This is a genomic window from Arthrobacter sp. B2060, from assembly GCF_059090445.1.
Genome location: NZ_JBNHFR010000009.1, coordinates 44,947 through 61,539, shown reverse-complemented (window position 1 = coordinate 61,539; position 16,593 = coordinate 44,947). Strand labels below are relative to the sequence as shown.

Below are 16,593 nucleotides of genomic sequence, written 5' to 3'. Positions count from 1 at the left end.
AGCTCGTCAGCTGACCTAGTCCTCCGCAAGGTCCGCGGCCAGGCGGATGTGGTTGTCCGCCAGCCACTCGGGGTTGAAGGCCTTGCTCAGGTAGTTGCGTCCGGTGTCCGGGGCGATGGCCACCACCACGGACCCGCGTGGGGCGGCCCGTGCCACGCGGAGGGCTGCCGCCACCGTCAGCCCCGACGACGGGCCAAGGGACAGCCCCTCCTCGTTGAGCAGCCGATGGGCGGTGGTGTACACCTCGTCGTTCGGGATGCGGAGGAACCGGTCCAGCAAGCCGGGGTCGAAGACCTTCGGCCAGTCCGGCTTGGGCCAGGAATTGCCCACGCCGTCCACCAGAATCTGGCCCGGATGCCCTCCGCTGTACACCGAGCCGTACGGATCGGCGCCAATCACCTCGACATGCCCCGCTGACTTTTCCTTGAAGTACCGCCCGTTCCCGGTGATCGTCCCGCCGGTGCCGACCCCCGCCACGAAGTGCGTGATCCTCCCCGCCGTCTGCTCCCAGATTTCGGGCGCGGTCCCCTCGTAGTGGGCCATCGGGTTGGCCGGATTGTCGAACTGGAGGGGCCGCCAGGCGCCCGGAATTTCCTGCGTGATGCGGGCTGCCACCGCCCTGGCATTCGCCGGGGAATGCGACGGCGCGCTCCAGTCCGTGAACACCACCTGCGCCCCGTACCGCCTCAGCGCCTCCAGCTTTTCCGCGGAAATGGAATCACCGGTCACCACCACCACGGGATGCCCGGTGAGCGCCCCGATCAGCGCCAGCCCGATCCCCGTGTTCCCCGAGGTGCTCTCCACGATCGTCCCGCCGGGCCGCAGCTCCCCGCTGTGTTCGGCCGCGCGCACCATGCTCAGCGCCGTGCGGTCCTTGATGGAGCCGCCGGGGTTTTCCGATTCCAGCTTGACGAATACCGTGCTGCCCAGGCCCCGGCTGAGCTCTTCCAGGGGAACGAGCGGCGTATGGCCGACGCGCGCCAGGATGGCGCCGGCGTCGGCCCCGAGGTCCACCACGGCCGCCGCGTGCCGTGGTTCGGGCCTGCCTGTCACTGTGCTCATGCTTCGCCTCCTGTTTCGTCCGTCTCCCCCGGCGGCAGCCGGAGTTCCGCCAGGCCGGGCAGCAGGTCCCGCAGTGCCGCGTGTCCCCGCTCCACCAATGCTGATGCCGGCAACTGCTCGGACAGGAGCCGGAAAAGACGGTCGACGACGGCGCCGGTCCCCTTGCCGAGCGGCCGCCCCTCCGCCGCGGATTCCCTTCCGCCGACCTCCGCGGCCTGCGCTTCCGACAGCAGGTAGGCGGCCGTCAGCGCCTCAATGGTGAGCAGCTTCGAGGCGGCCTCCACCGATTGCTGCAGCTGCTGGAGCGCGAGGGGCGCCAGCGTGGAGTGGTCCTCCACATCGGCGGAGAGCGTTGGTGCCCCCAGCGTTGCCGGCGCCGCCAGGAATTTCAGTTCAGCCAACAGGCCTGCTGCCGAATACCAGAGGAGGCCCGGCAGCTCCTCGGAAGCCAGCGGGGTGCCGCTTCGGGCTGCCTCCAGGTTCAGCTGCCGGATGAGCCGCTGGGGCGGGTAGAGCTTGGCGATACGCCGCTCGCTGCTGATGCCCAGGTGGGCCAGCCCCAGCCGCAGCGCCTCGAAGGCGAAGGCCAGCTGCATGGGCTGGAAGTTGCCGCCGGACACCATCCGGCCGGTGGCCAGCTCCGTCAGCGGGTTGTCGCCGCGGCCGTTCAGCTCCACTTCCAGGGCGCCGGCCAAGGCAGTGACCTGGGCACGGAACGCGCCGTGCGTCTGCGGCGCGGCGCGGAAGGACAGGGCGTCCTGCACCGACACTTCACGCCGCGGGTCCTCCAGCCAGCCGCCGCGCACCAGACGCCGGACGTTCGCGGCCGAGATCCGCTGGCCGTCCACCGCCTTGGCCGCCTGCACGGCCGGCGAAAACGGGCTGAGGTTCCCCCCGCCGTCGTACCGTCCGGTGGCCTCCAGCGACAGGGCGAGAGCCGTGTCCGCCAGGTCGGCCAGATGCAGCAGCCGGGCCAGCGCCAGGGTGCCTGCGCCGATCGAGTATGAGTTCGCGCTGACCAGCGCCAGGGCCTCGCCCGCGGCCAGCACGAGCGGCTCAAGGCCTGCCGCGGCGAGCGCCGCCGCGCCGGAAATGATGCTCCCGTCGGGCGCCAGTGCCTGTCCTTCACCGATGGCGACGGCGGCCACCGCGGCCAGCTGCGTCAGGTCTGAGGAGCCGACGGAACCGTCGCGGGGAATGGCGGGAAGCACACCCCGGTTGAGCAGTTCTGCATAGAACCGGGCTGCCTCAGGGCGGACGCCGGAACCGCCGCGGGTGAAGCCGATCAGCCTCGCGAGGATCACGGCCCGGATTTCCTCCGGAGCGAGCAGGGCGCCGATCCCGCTGTGGTGGTAGCGGACCACCTGCACCTGATAGTCGAGGATGGATTCTTCCACCACCGCCGTGTCCCGGCCGGAGCCCAGCAGAGTGTTCAGCCCGTAGACCCTGTGGCCGGAGTCGATGGCCGACTGGACCACATCCCGGGAGAGGCCCATCAGCTCCATTGCGTCAGCGCTCAGGACGACTTCGACCGTCGGATCGGAGGCAACCCGTGCCACGTCGGCGGCCACAAGGTGTGCCGTGCCGATCAGGAAGGTGGCACGTTTTGCATCCGGCAGCAGGCTGTCCGGCCTCCGTGTCCCGGCCATGGCACTAGAAGTCCAGCAGGTTCCGGCGGAGGCCGCCGTCGCCGTAGCTTGTCCGCAGCAGCCCGCGGCGCCGGAGAACCGGTGCCAGTTTGTCCAGCACGCCGTGCACGGTGGCCGGGTCCACGAAACCGGAGAAGAGGAAGCCGTCCCCGCCCACAGCGGCGCCTGTTTCCTCGAGGTGGTCGGCGATTTCCTCCGCGGTGCCGATGATGCTGTCCCCGGCGCCGCCGCTGCGGGCCCGCAGGATCTCGCGCAGCGTCGAGCCGGGCGGCGCCGCCTTGGAAAAGTGCTCGAGCGTGCCCTGGTTACTGTTGGTGCTGAGCGCCGGCAGCGGCTCGTCCAGGTCGAACTGTTTGAAGTCGATGACGGACAGATAGGAGATCGAATTAAGCTGGCTGTCGACGTCCCGCTGCGTCAGCTCCCGCCGCGCGGCGCGCAGTTCCTCCGCCTCGGTTTTGGAGCCCACCACAGTGGGCTTGAGGACGAACAGCACCTTGACGTCGTCGGGGTTCCTGCCCGCCTTGGCGGCTTCGGCCCGGATGGACTCGCGGTAGGCCTTCATGCCGTCGGAGCCGCGGGCCAGCGCAATGGCAACATCCGCGTTGCCTCCCGCGAAGGCCTTGCCGCGCGGCGATGCGCCGGCCTGCACCAGCACAGGCTCCTCCGGCAGGGGAGCCGTGTTCAGCGGGCCCCGGACCCGGAAGAATTCACCCTCGTGGTGGATGGGCCGCACCTTAGTGTGGTCGGCGAAGACGCCGGCCCCGGCGTCCTCCACGATGGCGTCCTGGTCCCAGCTGCGCCAGAGCTTCCGCACCACGTCCACGAATTCCTCCGCCTTTTCATAGCGGAGATCGTGCTCGATTTGCTGGTCCAGCCCGTAGTTCTGCGCGGCAAGGTCGCTGCCGGAGGTCACCACGTTCCAGCCGAGCTGGCCGTTGGAGAAGTGCTGCAGCGTGGCCAGCAGCCGGGCGGCCGTGAACGGTGGATAAAAGGAGGCGCTGACGGTGGGGACGATGCCGAGGTGCTCCGTGGCGGAGAGCAGGTACGGGACAAGGGCCAGCGGATCGTGCTTGGGCGCGAAGGAGGCCTGCGCCAGCGAGACTTCGGCGCTCCCGCCATAGGTGTCGGGGACGGTGAGGGAGTCCTCGATGATGAACAGGTCCAGTCCGGCCCGCTCGAACTCGCGCACGGCGTGCTGGTACAGCCCGGGTTTCTTCCAGTCGTAGCCGATCCCGTAACCGGGTGTCCCCCAGCCCTGGACCCCGAACCCGTGGCCCACAAACCACCCAAAGTGCAGCATGGGGCCGACTCTATTGGCATTCGCTTCGTTCACTGGTGCCTGGTTTCATCCGGCGTTATGGCGGTTCATCTCCCGTCATTATGCACCCGGTCGAGATCTTTGTAACCGACGCTGCAGGCCTCCAGCGTTACGGAACATGACGACGGCGGCGGTGCGCGCCGGCGTCGTCGGTGTTACTTTTTTGAGGAGTAATGAGAACCGGCGCCAAGCCCTGACTGGCCGGTCGGCAACCCTCCCTTTCGCGGCGGGGTGCCTCAGGTGAATACTCGGCAATCGACCACTCGAGCTGCAAGCGTGAGAGAAGGAGATCCGTCATGACGGACGCGCCCGCCGGCGCCACCCTGCCGGCCCCGCAGGACAAACCTGAGGAAAAACTGGCCTACCGCCTGATCACCGGACCGGACAACCGTGCCTTCTGCGAACGCATTTCGGACGCCCTGGCCGAAGGGTATGTGCTGCACGGCAACCCGGCAGCCGCGTTCAACGGCAGGGACGTGATCGTGGCCCAGGCCGTCATCCTGCCCCTGGCCGTCGCAACAGCTGATGCCGCCGTGGCCACTGCCGTGGACCGGCTGGACTCGGACGAGAACCTCGACGCCGAAGCCTTCGAGGGGCACGCATGAGCTACGCCGGAGACCTTACCCCGCACGAAGCGTGGACCAAGCTGGAGGAGGGCGCCGTCCTGGTGGACGTCCGCACCGAGGGCGAATGGGCACACATTGGCATCCCCGACACCAAGGCCACCGAGAATGACCCGCTGTTCATCCAGTGGACCTTCCCGGGCGGCATCCCCAACCGGGCCTTCATCGACCAGCTCAAGGAGCAGGCTCCGGAGGACGACGGCGCAGAGCTCGTCTTCCTGTGCCGCTCAGGCCAGCGTTCCATTGCCGCAGCCATCGCGGCGACCCAGGCCGGCTTCACCTCGTACAACGTCCTCGAAGGCTTCGAGGGAGAGCCCGACCGGTACGGTGAGCGCACCGTCAACGGCTGGAAAAACCGCGGTCTGCCGACAAACCTGGGAAAGAACTAAGTGACCTTCAATCAAGATGCCGCCGGCTGGAGTCCCGAGACCCAAGCCGTCCGCGGCGGGCTGGACCGCACCAATTTCCAGGAGACCACCGAGCCGATCTTCCTGAACTCCGGCTTCGTCTACGAGTCCGCGGCCGCTGCCGAGCGCGCCTTCACGGGTGAGGACGAACGCTTCGTCTATTCCCGCTACGGCAACCCGTCCGTGGCCACCTTCCAGGAGCGCCTCCGCCTGCTCGAAGGCACGGAAGCGTGCTTCGCCGCGGCGTCGGGCATGTCCGCCGTGTTCACCGCCCTGGGCGCCCTGCTGGCCGCCGGGGACCGTGTGGTGGCCGCCCGCTCTCTGTTCGGCTCCTGCTTCGTGATCCTGAACGAAATCCTGCCGCGCTGGGGCGTGGAGACGGTCTTCGTGGACGGGCCGGACCTTGAGCAGTGGCGTACGGCCCTCTCGGTGCCCACCACTGCTGTCTTTTTCGAGTCGCCGTCCAATCCCATGCAGGAAATTGTGGACATCGCCGCCGTCAGCGAGCTCGCCCACGCGGCCGGTGCGACCGTCGTCGTCGACAACGTGTTCGCCACTCCCCTGCTGCAGCGCTGCGGCGACCTCGGCGCCGACGTGATCGTCTATTCGGGCACCAAGCACATCGACGGCCAGGGCCGCGTGCTGGGCGGCGCCATCCTGGGCACCAAGGAATTCATCGACGGACCGGTCAAGCAGCTGATGCGCCACACCGGGCCTAACCTGTCCGCGTTCAACGCCTGGGTGCTCACCAAGGGACTGGAAACCATGGCGCTGCGGGTGAACCACTCATCGGCCACCGCGCTGCGCCTCGCCGAATGGCTTCAGGACCAGCCAGCCATCAGCTGGGTCAAGTACCCGCTGCTGAAGTCCCACCCGCAGTACGAGCTTGCCGCCAAGCAGATGAAGGCCGGCGGCACCGTGCTCACCTTGGAACTCGCGACGACGGCGGGCCAGTCGGCCAAGGAGGCCGCCTTTGCGCTGCTGGACGCCCTGAAGATCATTGACATCTCCAACAACCTCGGGGATGCCAAGACCCTCATCACCCACCCGGCCACCACCACGCATCGGGCCATGGGGCCCGAAGGCCGCGCAGCCATCGGGCTGAGCGACGGCGTGGTGCGGCTGTCCGTGGGCCTGGAGGATCCCGAGGACCTGATCGGCGACCTGGAGCAGGCGCTCAAGCAGATCTGAGATCCTGGGTTCAAGCTGCCGGCCTCAGGGCAGTCCGCCACGCTCCGGCCGCCTTGGCCGCGCTGAACGTCCAGGTCGCGGTGCCGCTGGCGCCCGCCGTGGCCTGCGCCCGGTCGGCCTGCTCGGCGATCTGGCCATTGGCCGCCTCCCACCGCTCCGTCCACCCGGTGGGCGCCGTCGCACCCGGCGTTGCCGTGTCGAAGCCGACGCCGCCAATCAGCCGGGCACCATTCCTGGAGGTCGTGACGCTGGGGACCGTGATGCTGGTGGCGGTGTAGGTCGCGTTGACCGCAGTGGTCACCGCGCTGTCCAGGGGCGTTGTATTGCTGACGCCGTCGTAGGCTGTAATGCCGCCGCCCCACTTCACGGCCTTGCTCACCGTCCAGGTGTACGTTGCCGGATCCGCCGACCCCACGACGCGGTAGTAGGCGAACACCCGTGCGCCGGATGTGGTGGTGCTGTTGATGCCCAGCCCGTTGACGATGGCGGTCCAGCCGGCCGGCACGGCCACCGTGGGGTTCAGGTCGGTGGTAAACGAGGCGACCAGGACATCCCCGGCCGTTCGGCCTGCCGGCGCGGCCAAGGCGACCGTGCTGGTTGCCGTTGTTGCGTTGGCCGTGGTTGAGCTGCGGACGGAGATCCCCGGGCTGGTACCGCCGGACGGGTTGACCGTGATCGTCTTGGTGGTCGACGACGAGCCTGCCGCGTTCGTGGCGGTTAGCCGTGCCGTATAGGTGCCGGATGCACTGTAGGTGTGTGACGGGTTCCGTGTGGTTGAGCTACTGCCGTCACCGAAATTCCAGGCCCAAGATGTCGGCAACCCCACGGACGTATCGGTGAAGCTCACCGTCAGGGGAACCGTGCCCGAAGTCGGAGTGGCGGTGAAGGATGCTGTCGGGGCAGCCGGATCCGGATTCCCGGAGCCGAGGCTGCGGTCGGAGAACCAGTAGCGCTTGGTGACGTTGTTGCTGGCCATGACGACGATCCCGGTGGCGGCGTTCACGCTCTGCTTGGAGCTGGTCACGTCGTTCATGTTGGCAGACGCCCCATCTTCGATGACCGGTGTGCCCCGGCCGCCCCCGAACACGGGGTTGTCCATGGAGGCGGTTTTTTCATAGATGCTGCCGGCTACACCCGTGAAGGCGCAGCCGCTGACCGAGGTGGACGGCGCGGTGTGGAACGCGCGGACCAGGTTGTTCTCCGTATCGAGCATGATCTGCGGACGGGAGACACAGTCCCCGGTCCTGGCGATGGTCGCCTGGCTGAAGGATCCTGTGGCGGGCTTGAACACCACCAGCACCAGCTGTGCCAGGTTCGGATCGTTCGAACCGTCGTTGAGGCTGGTTTTCACTGCCGCATAGACGCGGCCGGAAGGGTCAGCCTGCAGCGTCTTGATGTTCAGGTGGTCATCGACCTGCTTGTTGCCTTTGATGGCTTCCTTCACCTTCCACGATGACGCCGCCCTCGCACTTTCGCCATCGTCGTGGGTGGCCCACCATGCGGTTCCGGTCGCCTGGTCGGTCCACATGATCCCGATTTCATCACCGTCGAACGCGACGATGGCGGACAGGTCATCGGGCGTCGGCCTTGGATCCGCCGCCCCGGGCACCACGAACGGCGCCCCCCAGCTCGTCCCGCCGGGGGCGGAGTTGTTGACATACACCGTGCTGGTTGTGCCGGAGACCTGGGTCCAGCTGGCCCAGACTGCACCAGTGGAGTCCTTGGCGATGGTCAGCGACTCACTGCTGTTGTTCGAGATGGTGGTGGGAAACCCGGTGCTGCGCGTGTAGGTCCCGTTGGAGTAGCTGTACCTGTAAAGGCGGGCCGGCTGGCCGGCGGCTGAGGCGCCTGCGGTGACCACGTTTGAGGCGATGTACAGATGCGTGCCGTCCCACAAGGTGTCCGAGGATGTGCTGGCCCGGCTGTCGCTGCGCACTCCGGTGTCCACCCACGTATCGGTCCCCCGGTCCAGCCGGTAGATGCTCCAACCGCTGCCGGTCTTCCACATGTTTGCCCACCAGGAACCGTCGTTCCACCACAGTTTGCTCTGCGGTTTGTCCGCCGTCGGCGGGTTGAGTACGCCGGAGTAGGCGATGCTCGGCGTGCCCACGCTGGCCGCCTGGGCGCCGCTGGCGCCGGCCACGAGACCCCCCGCGGCGATGATGCAGGCGACGATGGGCAAGGCGAGCAGTTGGCTAAGCCAGCGGGATTTTTTCATCTTTTGGCGCCGTTTCTCCGGGGGTGAACTGCCCCATCGTGCGCCGGTGCCGTCTTGAAAAACCTTGGAAAACCTTGGAGCGGGCCGGCGGGCCGACCACACGCCCACCCGGTTTGGGGGTTGTTTCCGCTCCCGAGCCGGGGCCCGCGTATATCCCGCAGGCGTGCTCAGGCGGCCTCGTCAGGCATCCTCGACAGTGAGCCGGACCTCCACCTCGTCCCCGGCGCTGATGCGTGCGGCGGTCCGCACGGCCTTCTTCACGGGGAGCAGGTAGGATCCGCTCTGCGTGTCGGGGAAGAGGGAGGTCTGCCACGTCTGGCCACCGACGTCGGCGGTCACCCTGACCGAGCCGAACCCCTTGCGGAGCAAGGCCGTCGCCTCACGGATCTCCTCCGCCACGTCCACGGGCAGCGTGACGAAGTGCCAGCCCGCTTCCCCGGGGTAGAGCCACACTTCGGAGCGGAACGTGTACGACGTGGTCACGGTCCGAGTATGGCACTTGTCACAACAGTAATTGGATTTAATTAGGTAAGGCTCAGCTAATAAGATCACCGAATGACCACTCAGCTTGATTTGACGGGGGTGTCCTTTGCTACCGAACTGGCAAACTTTGGAGACACCCCCGCCATCCTCTCCGCCCAAGGGACCCTGACATACCGGGAGCTGGCGGAACGCGTCGCCGCAATGGCCCGCCGGCTCGGACCAAGCCGCCGACTGGTGGCCCTGTCGGCCGCTAACGACCTTGACTCGCTTGTGGCCTATCTGGCCGCCCTCGTGGCCCGCCACGCTCTTATCCTCCTGCCTGAAGACAAGCCCGCAGCCCTCGAGTCGCTCGTGGCGGCCTACGATCCCGACGTCGTCCTGCGGCCCGGCGACGGAGGCACGGTCATGGAGGAGCGCCGGCCGGGCACGCGGCACGAGCTGCACTCGGATCTCGCCCTCCTGCTCAGCACGTCGGGCTCCACCGGCTCACCCAAGCTCGTGCGGCTCTCCCACCAGAACCTGCAGGCCAACGCCGAGTCCATCGCCGAATATCTCCGCATAGGCTCCGGGGACCGGGCGATGACCACACTTCCGATGTCCTACTGCTACGGGCTGTCGGTGATCAACAGCCATCTGCTCCGGGGCGCCGGGCTCGTCCTCACCGACCTGTCAGTGGTTGACCCCTGCTTTTGGGATCTGTTTCGCCGCCGCGGCGCAACCTCCTTCGCGGCGGTTCCGTACACGTTTGAACTCCTGGAACGGGTCGGTTTCGCCGACATGGCGCTGCCTGGCCTGCGCTACGTCACCCAGGCCGGGGGCCGCCTCGCCCCGGACAAGGTGCGCAGCTACGCCGAAGTAGGACGCCGAAACGGCTGGGACCTGTTCGTCATGTACGGCCAGACGGAGGCTACGGCCCGAATGGCGTACCTGCCGCCGGAACTGGCCGCCACCGTCCCCGGCGCCATAGGCATCCCGGTGCCCGGCGGTGATTTCCGGATCGACCCTGTCCCCGGGCTGGCGGACGGCGAGCTGGTGTACACCGGACCGAACGTCATGCTGGGCTACGCAGAAAGCCCCGGTGACCTGGCGGCTGGCCGGACCGTTGCTGAACTCCGAACCGGGGACCTGGCACGGAAGCACCCCGCCGGAGTGTACGAGGTGGTGGGCAGGCGCAGCAGGTTCGTGAAGATCGTGGGGCTGCGCGTGGATCTGGGGCAGGTCGAGAGAATCCTGGCCGATCTCGGAGTCCAGGCCGCCAGCGCAGGAACGGACGAAGGACTCGTGGTCGCCGTCGAAGGGGACCACGACACCCGGTTACTGGGCAAGGTACTGGCGCAGGGGCTGGGGCTGCCGCGGACAGCACTGGACGTGCACGCCGTCGAACACCTCCCCCGGCTGGGTACCGGCAAGCTGGACTATCCCGCGGTCCTGGCCCTCCGGAAGGCAGAAGTGCCGGACCCGACGCCGACGGCGGCAGTAAACGACCCGGGCAACGTCAGAACGATCTTCGCCGAGACGCTGGAATGCTCCGAGGTCGGCGACGACGACACGTTCGTAAGCCTCGGCGGAGATTCGCTTTCCTACGTGGCGGCCTCCGTGAGGCTCGAGCAGGCGCTGGGCCACCTTCCCGCGGACTGGCATGTCACGCCGGTCCGCGATCTGGAGCCCCGTCCGTCCGGTGCTCCGGGACGTGCTCCGGGCCGTGCGCCGGGACGGACAATCCGGCGGTTCTTCGCGCCGCTCGAAACCGGCATTGTCCTCAGGGCCGTCGCGATTGTGTGCATCGTCGGCACGCACGTCGGTCTCTTCAGCTGGCAGGGCATGGCACACGTACTTATGGCGGTGGCGGGCTATAACTTTGCCCGGTTTCAGGTTTCCGGCGACCGCCTGCCCCGTCTGCGGAGGCAGCTCACGAGCCTTGCCAGGGTGGTCGTTCCGAGCATGGCCTTCATCGCGGTCGCCTACCTCGTCACCGACCGCTACAGCCTCGCCAACATTCTGCTGCTCAACGCCGTCATCGGCCCGGAGGCAGTGACCACCCAGTGGCATTTCTGGTTCATCGAGATCCTGGTGTACATCCTGGTGGCGATGACAGCCCTGCTGACCATTCCCTGGGCAAGCCGGGCCGAACGACGCTTTCCACTGCTCTTCCCCTTGGCGCTGACCGGCGTCGGACTGCTCACGCGCTTTGAGCTTGTTGATCCCGGCATTCCGAACACTGCACCTGCACTGTGGCTCTTCGGCCTGGGCTGGGCCATTGCGCGGACCCGGAACCTGGGCCAGCGGTGCGCGGTGTCTGTCCTTGCAGTCCTGACCGTCCCCGGTTTCTTCGAGAATGCGACCCGCGAGGGGACGCTGCTCGCCGGCATTCTGCTCCTGATCTGGCTGCGGAGCATCCCGGTGCCGAGGGGCCTGCGCCGGCTGACCGTCGTGCTGGCCAGCGCCTCACTCTACGCATATCTGGTCCACTGGCTAGTCTATCCGCCGCTTGCCCCGGTCAGTCCGGCCTTAGCTGTTGCTGCCTCGCTGGCCGCCGGCGTGGCCTACTGGGCGCTATCCGTACGGATGATGGCCACGCTGAGCCGCTGGCGGATCACCCGCCGGGGCTCCTCCGCCCGAGCCGGCACCGAGGTACCGGCGCTGGCCGCAAAGCCAGCCGCATAGGCGGGCCATCCAGCAAGCCGCTCAGCCGCGCCTCAGGCCGCGTGCAGTTCCCGTGCCGCCACGGCTGCAATGAGCATGGAGCCTGCGGCCATGACGGGGTCAATCACCGGTATGCCCAGCCTGCGCCGCAGCACTTCTGCCATGCCAATGCTGGTCAGCCCGGTACTTGCCTCGACAATGACATCCGCCCCTGCATCAACCAGCATGTGGGCTGCGGCAAGGGAATCAAAAATGCCTGTGGGCAGCAGGAACCCCTCGGGCGTCTCCACACTCTCGGGACCGTCGATCAGCAGCATCCGGTCGCCGAGGGCCTTGGAAATCGGCCCCGGCACCGACTGCCTGAGCCCCAGCACGCCCACGCGCCCACCGAACGAGAGCGCGGCCGCAGCGGCAGCGGACCCTGCCCCGATCACGGGGATGCCCACCATGGAGCGCACTTCGGCCAGGCCGGGATCCGCAGCGCAGCTGACGATCAGGGCGTCAACGTCGCCGGCCATGTCGAGGGCCAAATCCACAACCTTCGGAACCGCCGCCCGAAGAGACTCCTCGTTGTAGACACCGGACGGCTGGCCTTGGATGCAACGCGACGTCACATCGAAGCCGAAGGATTCCTGCAGCAGCTTTCCGTGTGAATTGAGCAGACGCCGGTCAGACGTCGTCAAAGCCCGGATGACACCTACACGCATGATTCGCGCCTTCCCCCGAATGGATCCTGTGGCTCCAGCGTAGCCAGCCGATATTTCCTGCGGTTTACGGAAAAATGACCATCGGAAACACCGGCGGCACGCCGCCCGGGCGGCGGGACCACACCGGGACGGGAGGATCAGGGCTGGCGGACCCGGAGCAGCTCGGGCGCAGGTTCGGTCCGGGGATCGGAGTTGCCCGTTATTCCCCGCGTGGTGGCACGCACGGCGTGAGCGACGACGGCACCCAGCCCGCCGTCGTCGGGCGCTGCTTTTGCAAGCGCTGTCTGCCGCACGCTGCGCTGTTCCTCAGCCCCGGTGCCGCGTTCAAGGATGGTGGCGATGCCGTTCCGCACGAACTCGAGTTCGCCCTGCTCGGCCAGCACAGGTTCCAGGTAGTCCACCAGGGAGGCCACGACGTCCGCGGCCGGCGCCGGGCGGAAGCTGCCAAAGTCCAGCAGGTCGCCGCGGACGCCAAAATTGCTCGCCTGCCAGGACGCCATCCGCAACAGCACCGTGGGGACAGGCGCGGGCTCGACGCCTTCGCGCAACTCCCGCCCCGCCGATTCCACGAGTGCCCGGACCAGCACCGCAATGAGCGCGGCATCCTCTGCGTGGAGGCAGACGTCGGCAACCCTGACCTCCACCGTGGGATGGTTGCGGGACAGCCGGGCGTCGAAATAGATCATGCCTTCATCCAGCATGACGCCGCTCTCCAGCAACCGGGTCACCACCCGGCGGTAAGCGGAGAGGCTGCCGAAAATGCCCGACGGCCCCGCCGTCGGCCACCGGTTCCAGGCCTGTGTCCGGTAGCTCGCAAAACCCGTTTCCACCCCGTTCCAGAAGGGCGAGTTGGCGCTGAGTGCCGTCAGCACCGCCATTTTGTCCCGGATCCGGTCCAGGATTCCCACGCCTTCCTCTTGGGATTCGATATACGTGTGGACGTGGAATCCGCAGGTCAGCTGCTCCTGCGCTGTCAGGCCGAACCGTTCGAGCATGCGGGCGTACCGCGGATCCGGTGTGGTGTGGCTTGCCAGGGCGAGCGGCGACGTGGCCAGCGCGGCAACTCGGGCGCCCTGTTTGCGGGCCGCCTCATCCGCCATGGCCCGGCCCGCCCGGATCTGGCGGAGGAGCTCGACATGGTCAAGACACGGACGCGTCTGGGTCTCGATCTGCTCGAGCTTGAGCTCAAAGCTCAGGCCCATCCCGCTGTCGTCGAACTCGGTTTCCCCGTGCGGCTCAAATAGACGCGGCTTGTCCGGAGCATCATCGGCGGCCAGCTTCCGGCCAGCCAGCAGCGCATCGGCGAGTGCCAGTGGCTCCCCGGTCTTCGGATCCACAATCAGCAGCTCTTCCTCGACCCCAAACGTCCGCATGCGTACATTGTCCGTCAGACCGGCGAAAACGTCCCGGACATGACGAAGCGCGAACTGGCAGGTGACGCCCTCAAACTCCTCGTTTGAGGGCGTTAGCTGCCAGTTCGCGCTGTGTTGGTCCTGGGTTTCAGTCCTGGAAGTACTCGATGCTGGCGCCGATGGTGTTAAGGCGCTCGGCCAGGTCCTCATAGCCGCGCTCGATGACGTAGATGTTGCGCAGCTCGGAGACACCCCGGGCCGCGAGCATGGCCAGCAGCAGACAGGCGGCCGGGCGCAGGGCCGGCGGGCAGCCCACCTCCGCGGCGCGCCACCGGGTGGGGCCGTTCACGTAGATCCGGTGCGGATCCAGCAGCTGCACGCGCGCCCCGAGCTTGTTCAGCTCCGTGAGGTAGATGGCCCGGTTCTCGTAGACCCAGTCGTGGATCATGGTCTGGCCCTCGGCGTTGGCTGCGATAACCGCGAAGAACGGCAGGTTGTCGATGTTCAGGCCGGGGAACGGCATCGGGTGGATCTTGTCCTCCGGCGCGCGCAGCTCGGAGGGCTTGGTGGTCACGTCCACCAGCCTCGTGCGCCCGTTGCGGGCCATGTACTCGCCGGACACCTCCAGTTGCTGGCCCATCTGCTCCAGCGTGGCCAGCTCGATCTCCATGAATTCGATGGGCACCCGGCGGATGGTCACTTCAGAGTGGGTGACGATGCCGGCGGTGATGAGGCTCATTGCCTCGATCGGGTCCTCCGAGGGGAAGTATTCGATGTCGACGTCGATGGACGGCAGTCCGGTGATCTTCAGGGTAGTGGTGCCGACGCCGTCGATCGTCACGCCCAGCCGCTGCAGGTAGAAGCAGAGGTCCTGCACCATGTAGTTGGGGCTCGCATTGCGGATAACCGTGGTGCCGCAGCGGTGGGCCGCCGCCATGATGGCGTTTTCGGTAACGGTGTCGCCGCGTTCAGTCAGAACGAAGGAGCGGTCGAGGCTGTCGGAGGCAGGTGCCTGCACCGTGTAGAAGCCCGCGGTGGCCTCCACCGAGAGCCCGAACTGGCGCAGCGCCTGCATGTGCGGCTCCACAGTCCGGGTGCCGAGGTCGCAGCCGCCCGCATAGGGCAGCCGGTATTCATCCGCCTCGTCCAGCAGCGGGCCCAGGAGCATGATCACGCTGCGTGTGCGGCGCGCGGCCTCGACGTCCATGGACTCCAGGTCCAGGTCTGCGGGCCGGCGGAGGCGGAGATCGTTGTCGTTGAGCCAGGTGCACTCGACGCCGATGCTGGTGAGCACCTCCACGATCCTGTTGACTTCCTCGATGCGGGCCAGCCGGCGTAGCGTGGTGGTGCCGCGATTGATAAGGCTGGCGCAGAGGAGCGCGACGCCGGCATTCTTGCTGGTGTTCACGTCAACGGAGCCGGAGAGTGTCCGGCCGCCTTCCACGCGGAGGTGGGTCATCTGGGACTTGCCGAGCTGGACGATGCTCTGGCCGAAGATCACCTCAAGGCGCTGGATCATTTTGAGGCTCAGATTCTGCTTGCCCTGCTCCATTCTGGCCACCGCGCTTTGGCTGGTTCCGAGTTCGGCGGCGAGCTGTTCCTGAGTCCAGCCTTTCTGTCCGCGGGCGTCGCGGAGCATCATGCCAACCTGTTCAGCAGTCTCTTGAGTCATACCTATAAAATATCACAAATGAGGTATCTCAGCGAAGAAGGCAAGGCTTTGGGCGCGCAGAGGCGGCACCATACCCGCCTCATGCGATAAATTCCAGCCGCCCCGGTCAGTGGCTGCGGTACGGGACCTCCAGCTGCGCGGTTATTGGCGCCCGCCATGGGTAATACTCTGCCCGGCTCGCGCGAGGGCCCTTGACCGGGAAACGACACGGGAGCAAGCTAGCTGCTAGCGGTTGCGGCCAAATAGTGAGGAATGGGAGGCCGCCGTGTCCATTTTCAGTTCCCGGGCGCTCGGCACCAAGCGCCCGACGAGGCAACAGGCCACCGCCCTGCTGTCCTTCGTGGTCGCGACCGCAGTGGGATTCGTTCCCGGCCCCCGCCTGGATGACGGCTCGCCGCCGGCCCCCCAGTCTTCCGTGACCCGGCCGTCCCCCTCCGCCACCGGGCCGTCCCCAGTTGCCGGCCCATCTCCTGCGGCAACTCCCGACCCCACCTCCTCAGTGTCGGCCCTGCCCCCTGCCCCGACCACGCAGGCGAAGCCGAGTGCCCCTCCGGGCGGCAGCACAACGCTGCTGGGCAACGATGTGTCCTGGCCGCAATGCAACACGGCGCTCCCTGAAATCCCCGCCTTCGCCATCGTCGGCGTCAACAACGGGCTGGCCAACACCACCAATCCCTGCCTGCACGAGCAACTGGAGTGGGCTGAGACCGCGCTGGGCGGGACTGCCCAGCCTGCGGTCGCCCTGTACGTCAACACCGCCAACCCCGGCCACGCCGGATCCTGGTGGCCGAACAGCAACGACTACGGCGGCAAGAGCGTGACCAACCCCCATGGCACATGCACTGGAGCGGAAGACGCCGCCTGCGCCTACATGTACGGCTATGCCAAGGCATTCGACGACGCCTATCTCCGCACGGTCCCGGACCCGGAGGACTACCTGTGGTGGCTCGACGTGGAGACCGAAAACACGTGGTCCGGCGACAAGAACGCCAACAGAGCAGTCCTCGAAGGCATGACGGACTTCTTCCACAGCATTGGCGCGGACGTGGGCATCTACTCCGCAAGCCTGCAGTGGTGGCAGATCGTCGGGACCGTCAGCGAAGGCAGCAGCCTCTACAGCCTGCCCAGCTGGCTCGCCGGTGCCCACACCGCAGAGGGAGCCAAGATCAACTGCTCCCTTCCGCCGCTGACCTCCGGTGGTCAGGTCACGCTCACGCAGTTCGTCTCGAAGGGCTTCGACTACAACTACTCCTGCATCTAGGAACGCC

Annotated in this window: 13 protein-coding genes and 1 riboswitch; of the genes, 5 read left to right on the top strand and 8 right to left on the bottom strand. The window is 67.2% G+C overall.

Annotated features, from left to right (window positions below):
* Positions 1-15: 15 nt before the first annotated feature.
* The 3 genes from AC5RUM_RS15590 to AC5RUM_RS15580 are packed head-to-tail and all read right to left on the bottom strand — an operon-like array spanning position 16 to position 4,011.
* Positions 16-1,062, bottom strand: coding sequence for a PLP-dependent cysteine synthase family protein (locus AC5RUM_RS15590; protein ID WP_494035780.1), 1,047 nt, complete (start codon positions 1,060-1,062; stop codon positions 16-18).
* Positions 1,059-2,711 (bottom strand): aromatic amino acid ammonia-lyase, encoded by a 1,653-nt coding sequence (locus tag AC5RUM_RS15585; protein ID WP_494035779.1) that lies wholly within the window; start codon positions 2,709-2,711, stop codon positions 1,059-1,061. The genes AC5RUM_RS15590 and AC5RUM_RS15585 overlap by 4 nt, the downstream gene beginning before the upstream one ends.
* Positions 2,712-2,715: 4 nt before the next feature.
* A complete protein-coding gene (locus AC5RUM_RS15580) occupies positions 2,716-4,011 on the bottom strand; it encodes an NtaA/DmoA family FMN-dependent monooxygenase (protein ID WP_494035778.1) in 1,296 nt (431 codons plus the stop codon).
* 187 nt (positions 4,012-4,198) lie between these two features.
* Positions 4,199-4,312: riboswitch (SAM riboswitch) on the top strand.
* Between the two features lie 13 nt (positions 4,313-4,325).
* Between AC5RUM_RS15580 and AC5RUM_RS15575 the strand changes: the two genes are divergently transcribed.
* Genes AC5RUM_RS15575 through AC5RUM_RS15565 form a run of 3 tightly spaced genes read left to right on the top strand, consistent with a single transcriptional unit; the run spans position 4,326 to position 6,250 of the window.
* Entirely contained in the window at positions 4,326-4,634 is a 309-nt protein-coding gene (locus AC5RUM_RS15575) for a DUF1737 domain-containing protein (RefSeq protein ID WP_494035777.1), read from the top strand.
* A complete protein-coding gene (locus tag AC5RUM_RS15570) occupies positions 4,631-5,041 on the top strand; it encodes a rhodanese-like domain-containing protein (RefSeq protein WP_494035776.1) in 411 nt (136 codons plus the stop codon). Before AC5RUM_RS15575 ends, AC5RUM_RS15570 begins: the two co-directional genes overlap by 4 nt.
* Positions 5,042-6,250, top strand: coding sequence for an O-succinylhomoserine sulfhydrylase (locus AC5RUM_RS15565; protein ID WP_494035775.1), 1,209 nt, complete (start codon positions 5,042-5,044; stop codon positions 6,248-6,250).
* Between the two features lie 10 nt (positions 6,251-6,260).
* On the opposite strand, the gene AC5RUM_RS15560 is transcribed toward AC5RUM_RS15565, so the two are convergent.
* Both AC5RUM_RS15560 and AC5RUM_RS15555 read right to left on the bottom strand, forming a co-directional pair.
* Positions 6,261-8,468 (bottom strand): PKD domain-containing protein, encoded by a 2,208-nt coding sequence (locus AC5RUM_RS15560; RefSeq protein WP_494035774.1) that lies wholly within the window; start codon positions 8,466-8,468, stop codon positions 6,261-6,263.
* A 180-nt stretch (positions 8,469-8,648) separates the two neighbouring features.
* Positions 8,649-8,951, bottom strand: a complete 303-nt coding sequence (locus AC5RUM_RS15555) for a DUF1905 domain-containing protein (protein ID WP_494035773.1) — start codon at positions 8,949-8,951, stop codon at positions 8,649-8,651.
* Between the two features lie 72 nt (positions 8,952-9,023).
* On the opposite strand from AC5RUM_RS15555, the gene AC5RUM_RS15550 reads away from it, so the two are divergent.
* Entirely contained in the window at positions 9,024-11,615 is a 2,592-nt protein-coding gene (locus AC5RUM_RS15550; protein WP_494035772.1) for an AMP-binding protein, read from the top strand.
* Between the two features lie 32 nt (positions 11,616-11,647).
* Here AC5RUM_RS15550 and AC5RUM_RS15545 read toward each other — a convergent pair whose 3' ends face one another.
* The 3 genes from AC5RUM_RS15545 to AC5RUM_RS15535 form a co-directional block, all read right to left on the bottom strand.
* The gene (locus tag AC5RUM_RS15545) at positions 11,648-12,301 is read right to left on the bottom strand and encodes an aspartate/glutamate racemase family protein (protein WP_494035771.1); all 654 of its coding nucleotides are present in this window, start codon (positions 12,299-12,301) and stop codon (positions 11,648-11,650) included.
* 137 nt (positions 12,302-12,438) lie between these two features.
* Positions 12,439-13,674 (bottom strand): glutamate--cysteine ligase 2, encoded by a 1,236-nt coding sequence (locus tag AC5RUM_RS15540; protein ID WP_494035770.1) that lies wholly within the window; start codon positions 13,672-13,674, stop codon positions 12,439-12,441.
* A gap of 127 nt (positions 13,675-13,801) precedes the next feature.
* A complete protein-coding gene (locus AC5RUM_RS15535; RefSeq protein WP_494035769.1) occupies positions 13,802-15,325 on the bottom strand; it encodes a UDP-N-acetylglucosamine 1-carboxyvinyltransferase in 1,524 nt (507 codons plus the stop codon).
* 265 nt (positions 15,326-15,590) lie between these two features.
* Between AC5RUM_RS15535 and AC5RUM_RS15530 the strand changes: the two genes are divergently transcribed.
* Positions 15,591-16,586, top strand: coding sequence for a hypothetical protein (locus AC5RUM_RS15530; protein ID WP_494035768.1), 996 nt, complete (start codon positions 15,591-15,593; stop codon positions 16,584-16,586).
* Positions 16,587-16,593 lie beyond the last annotated feature (7 nt).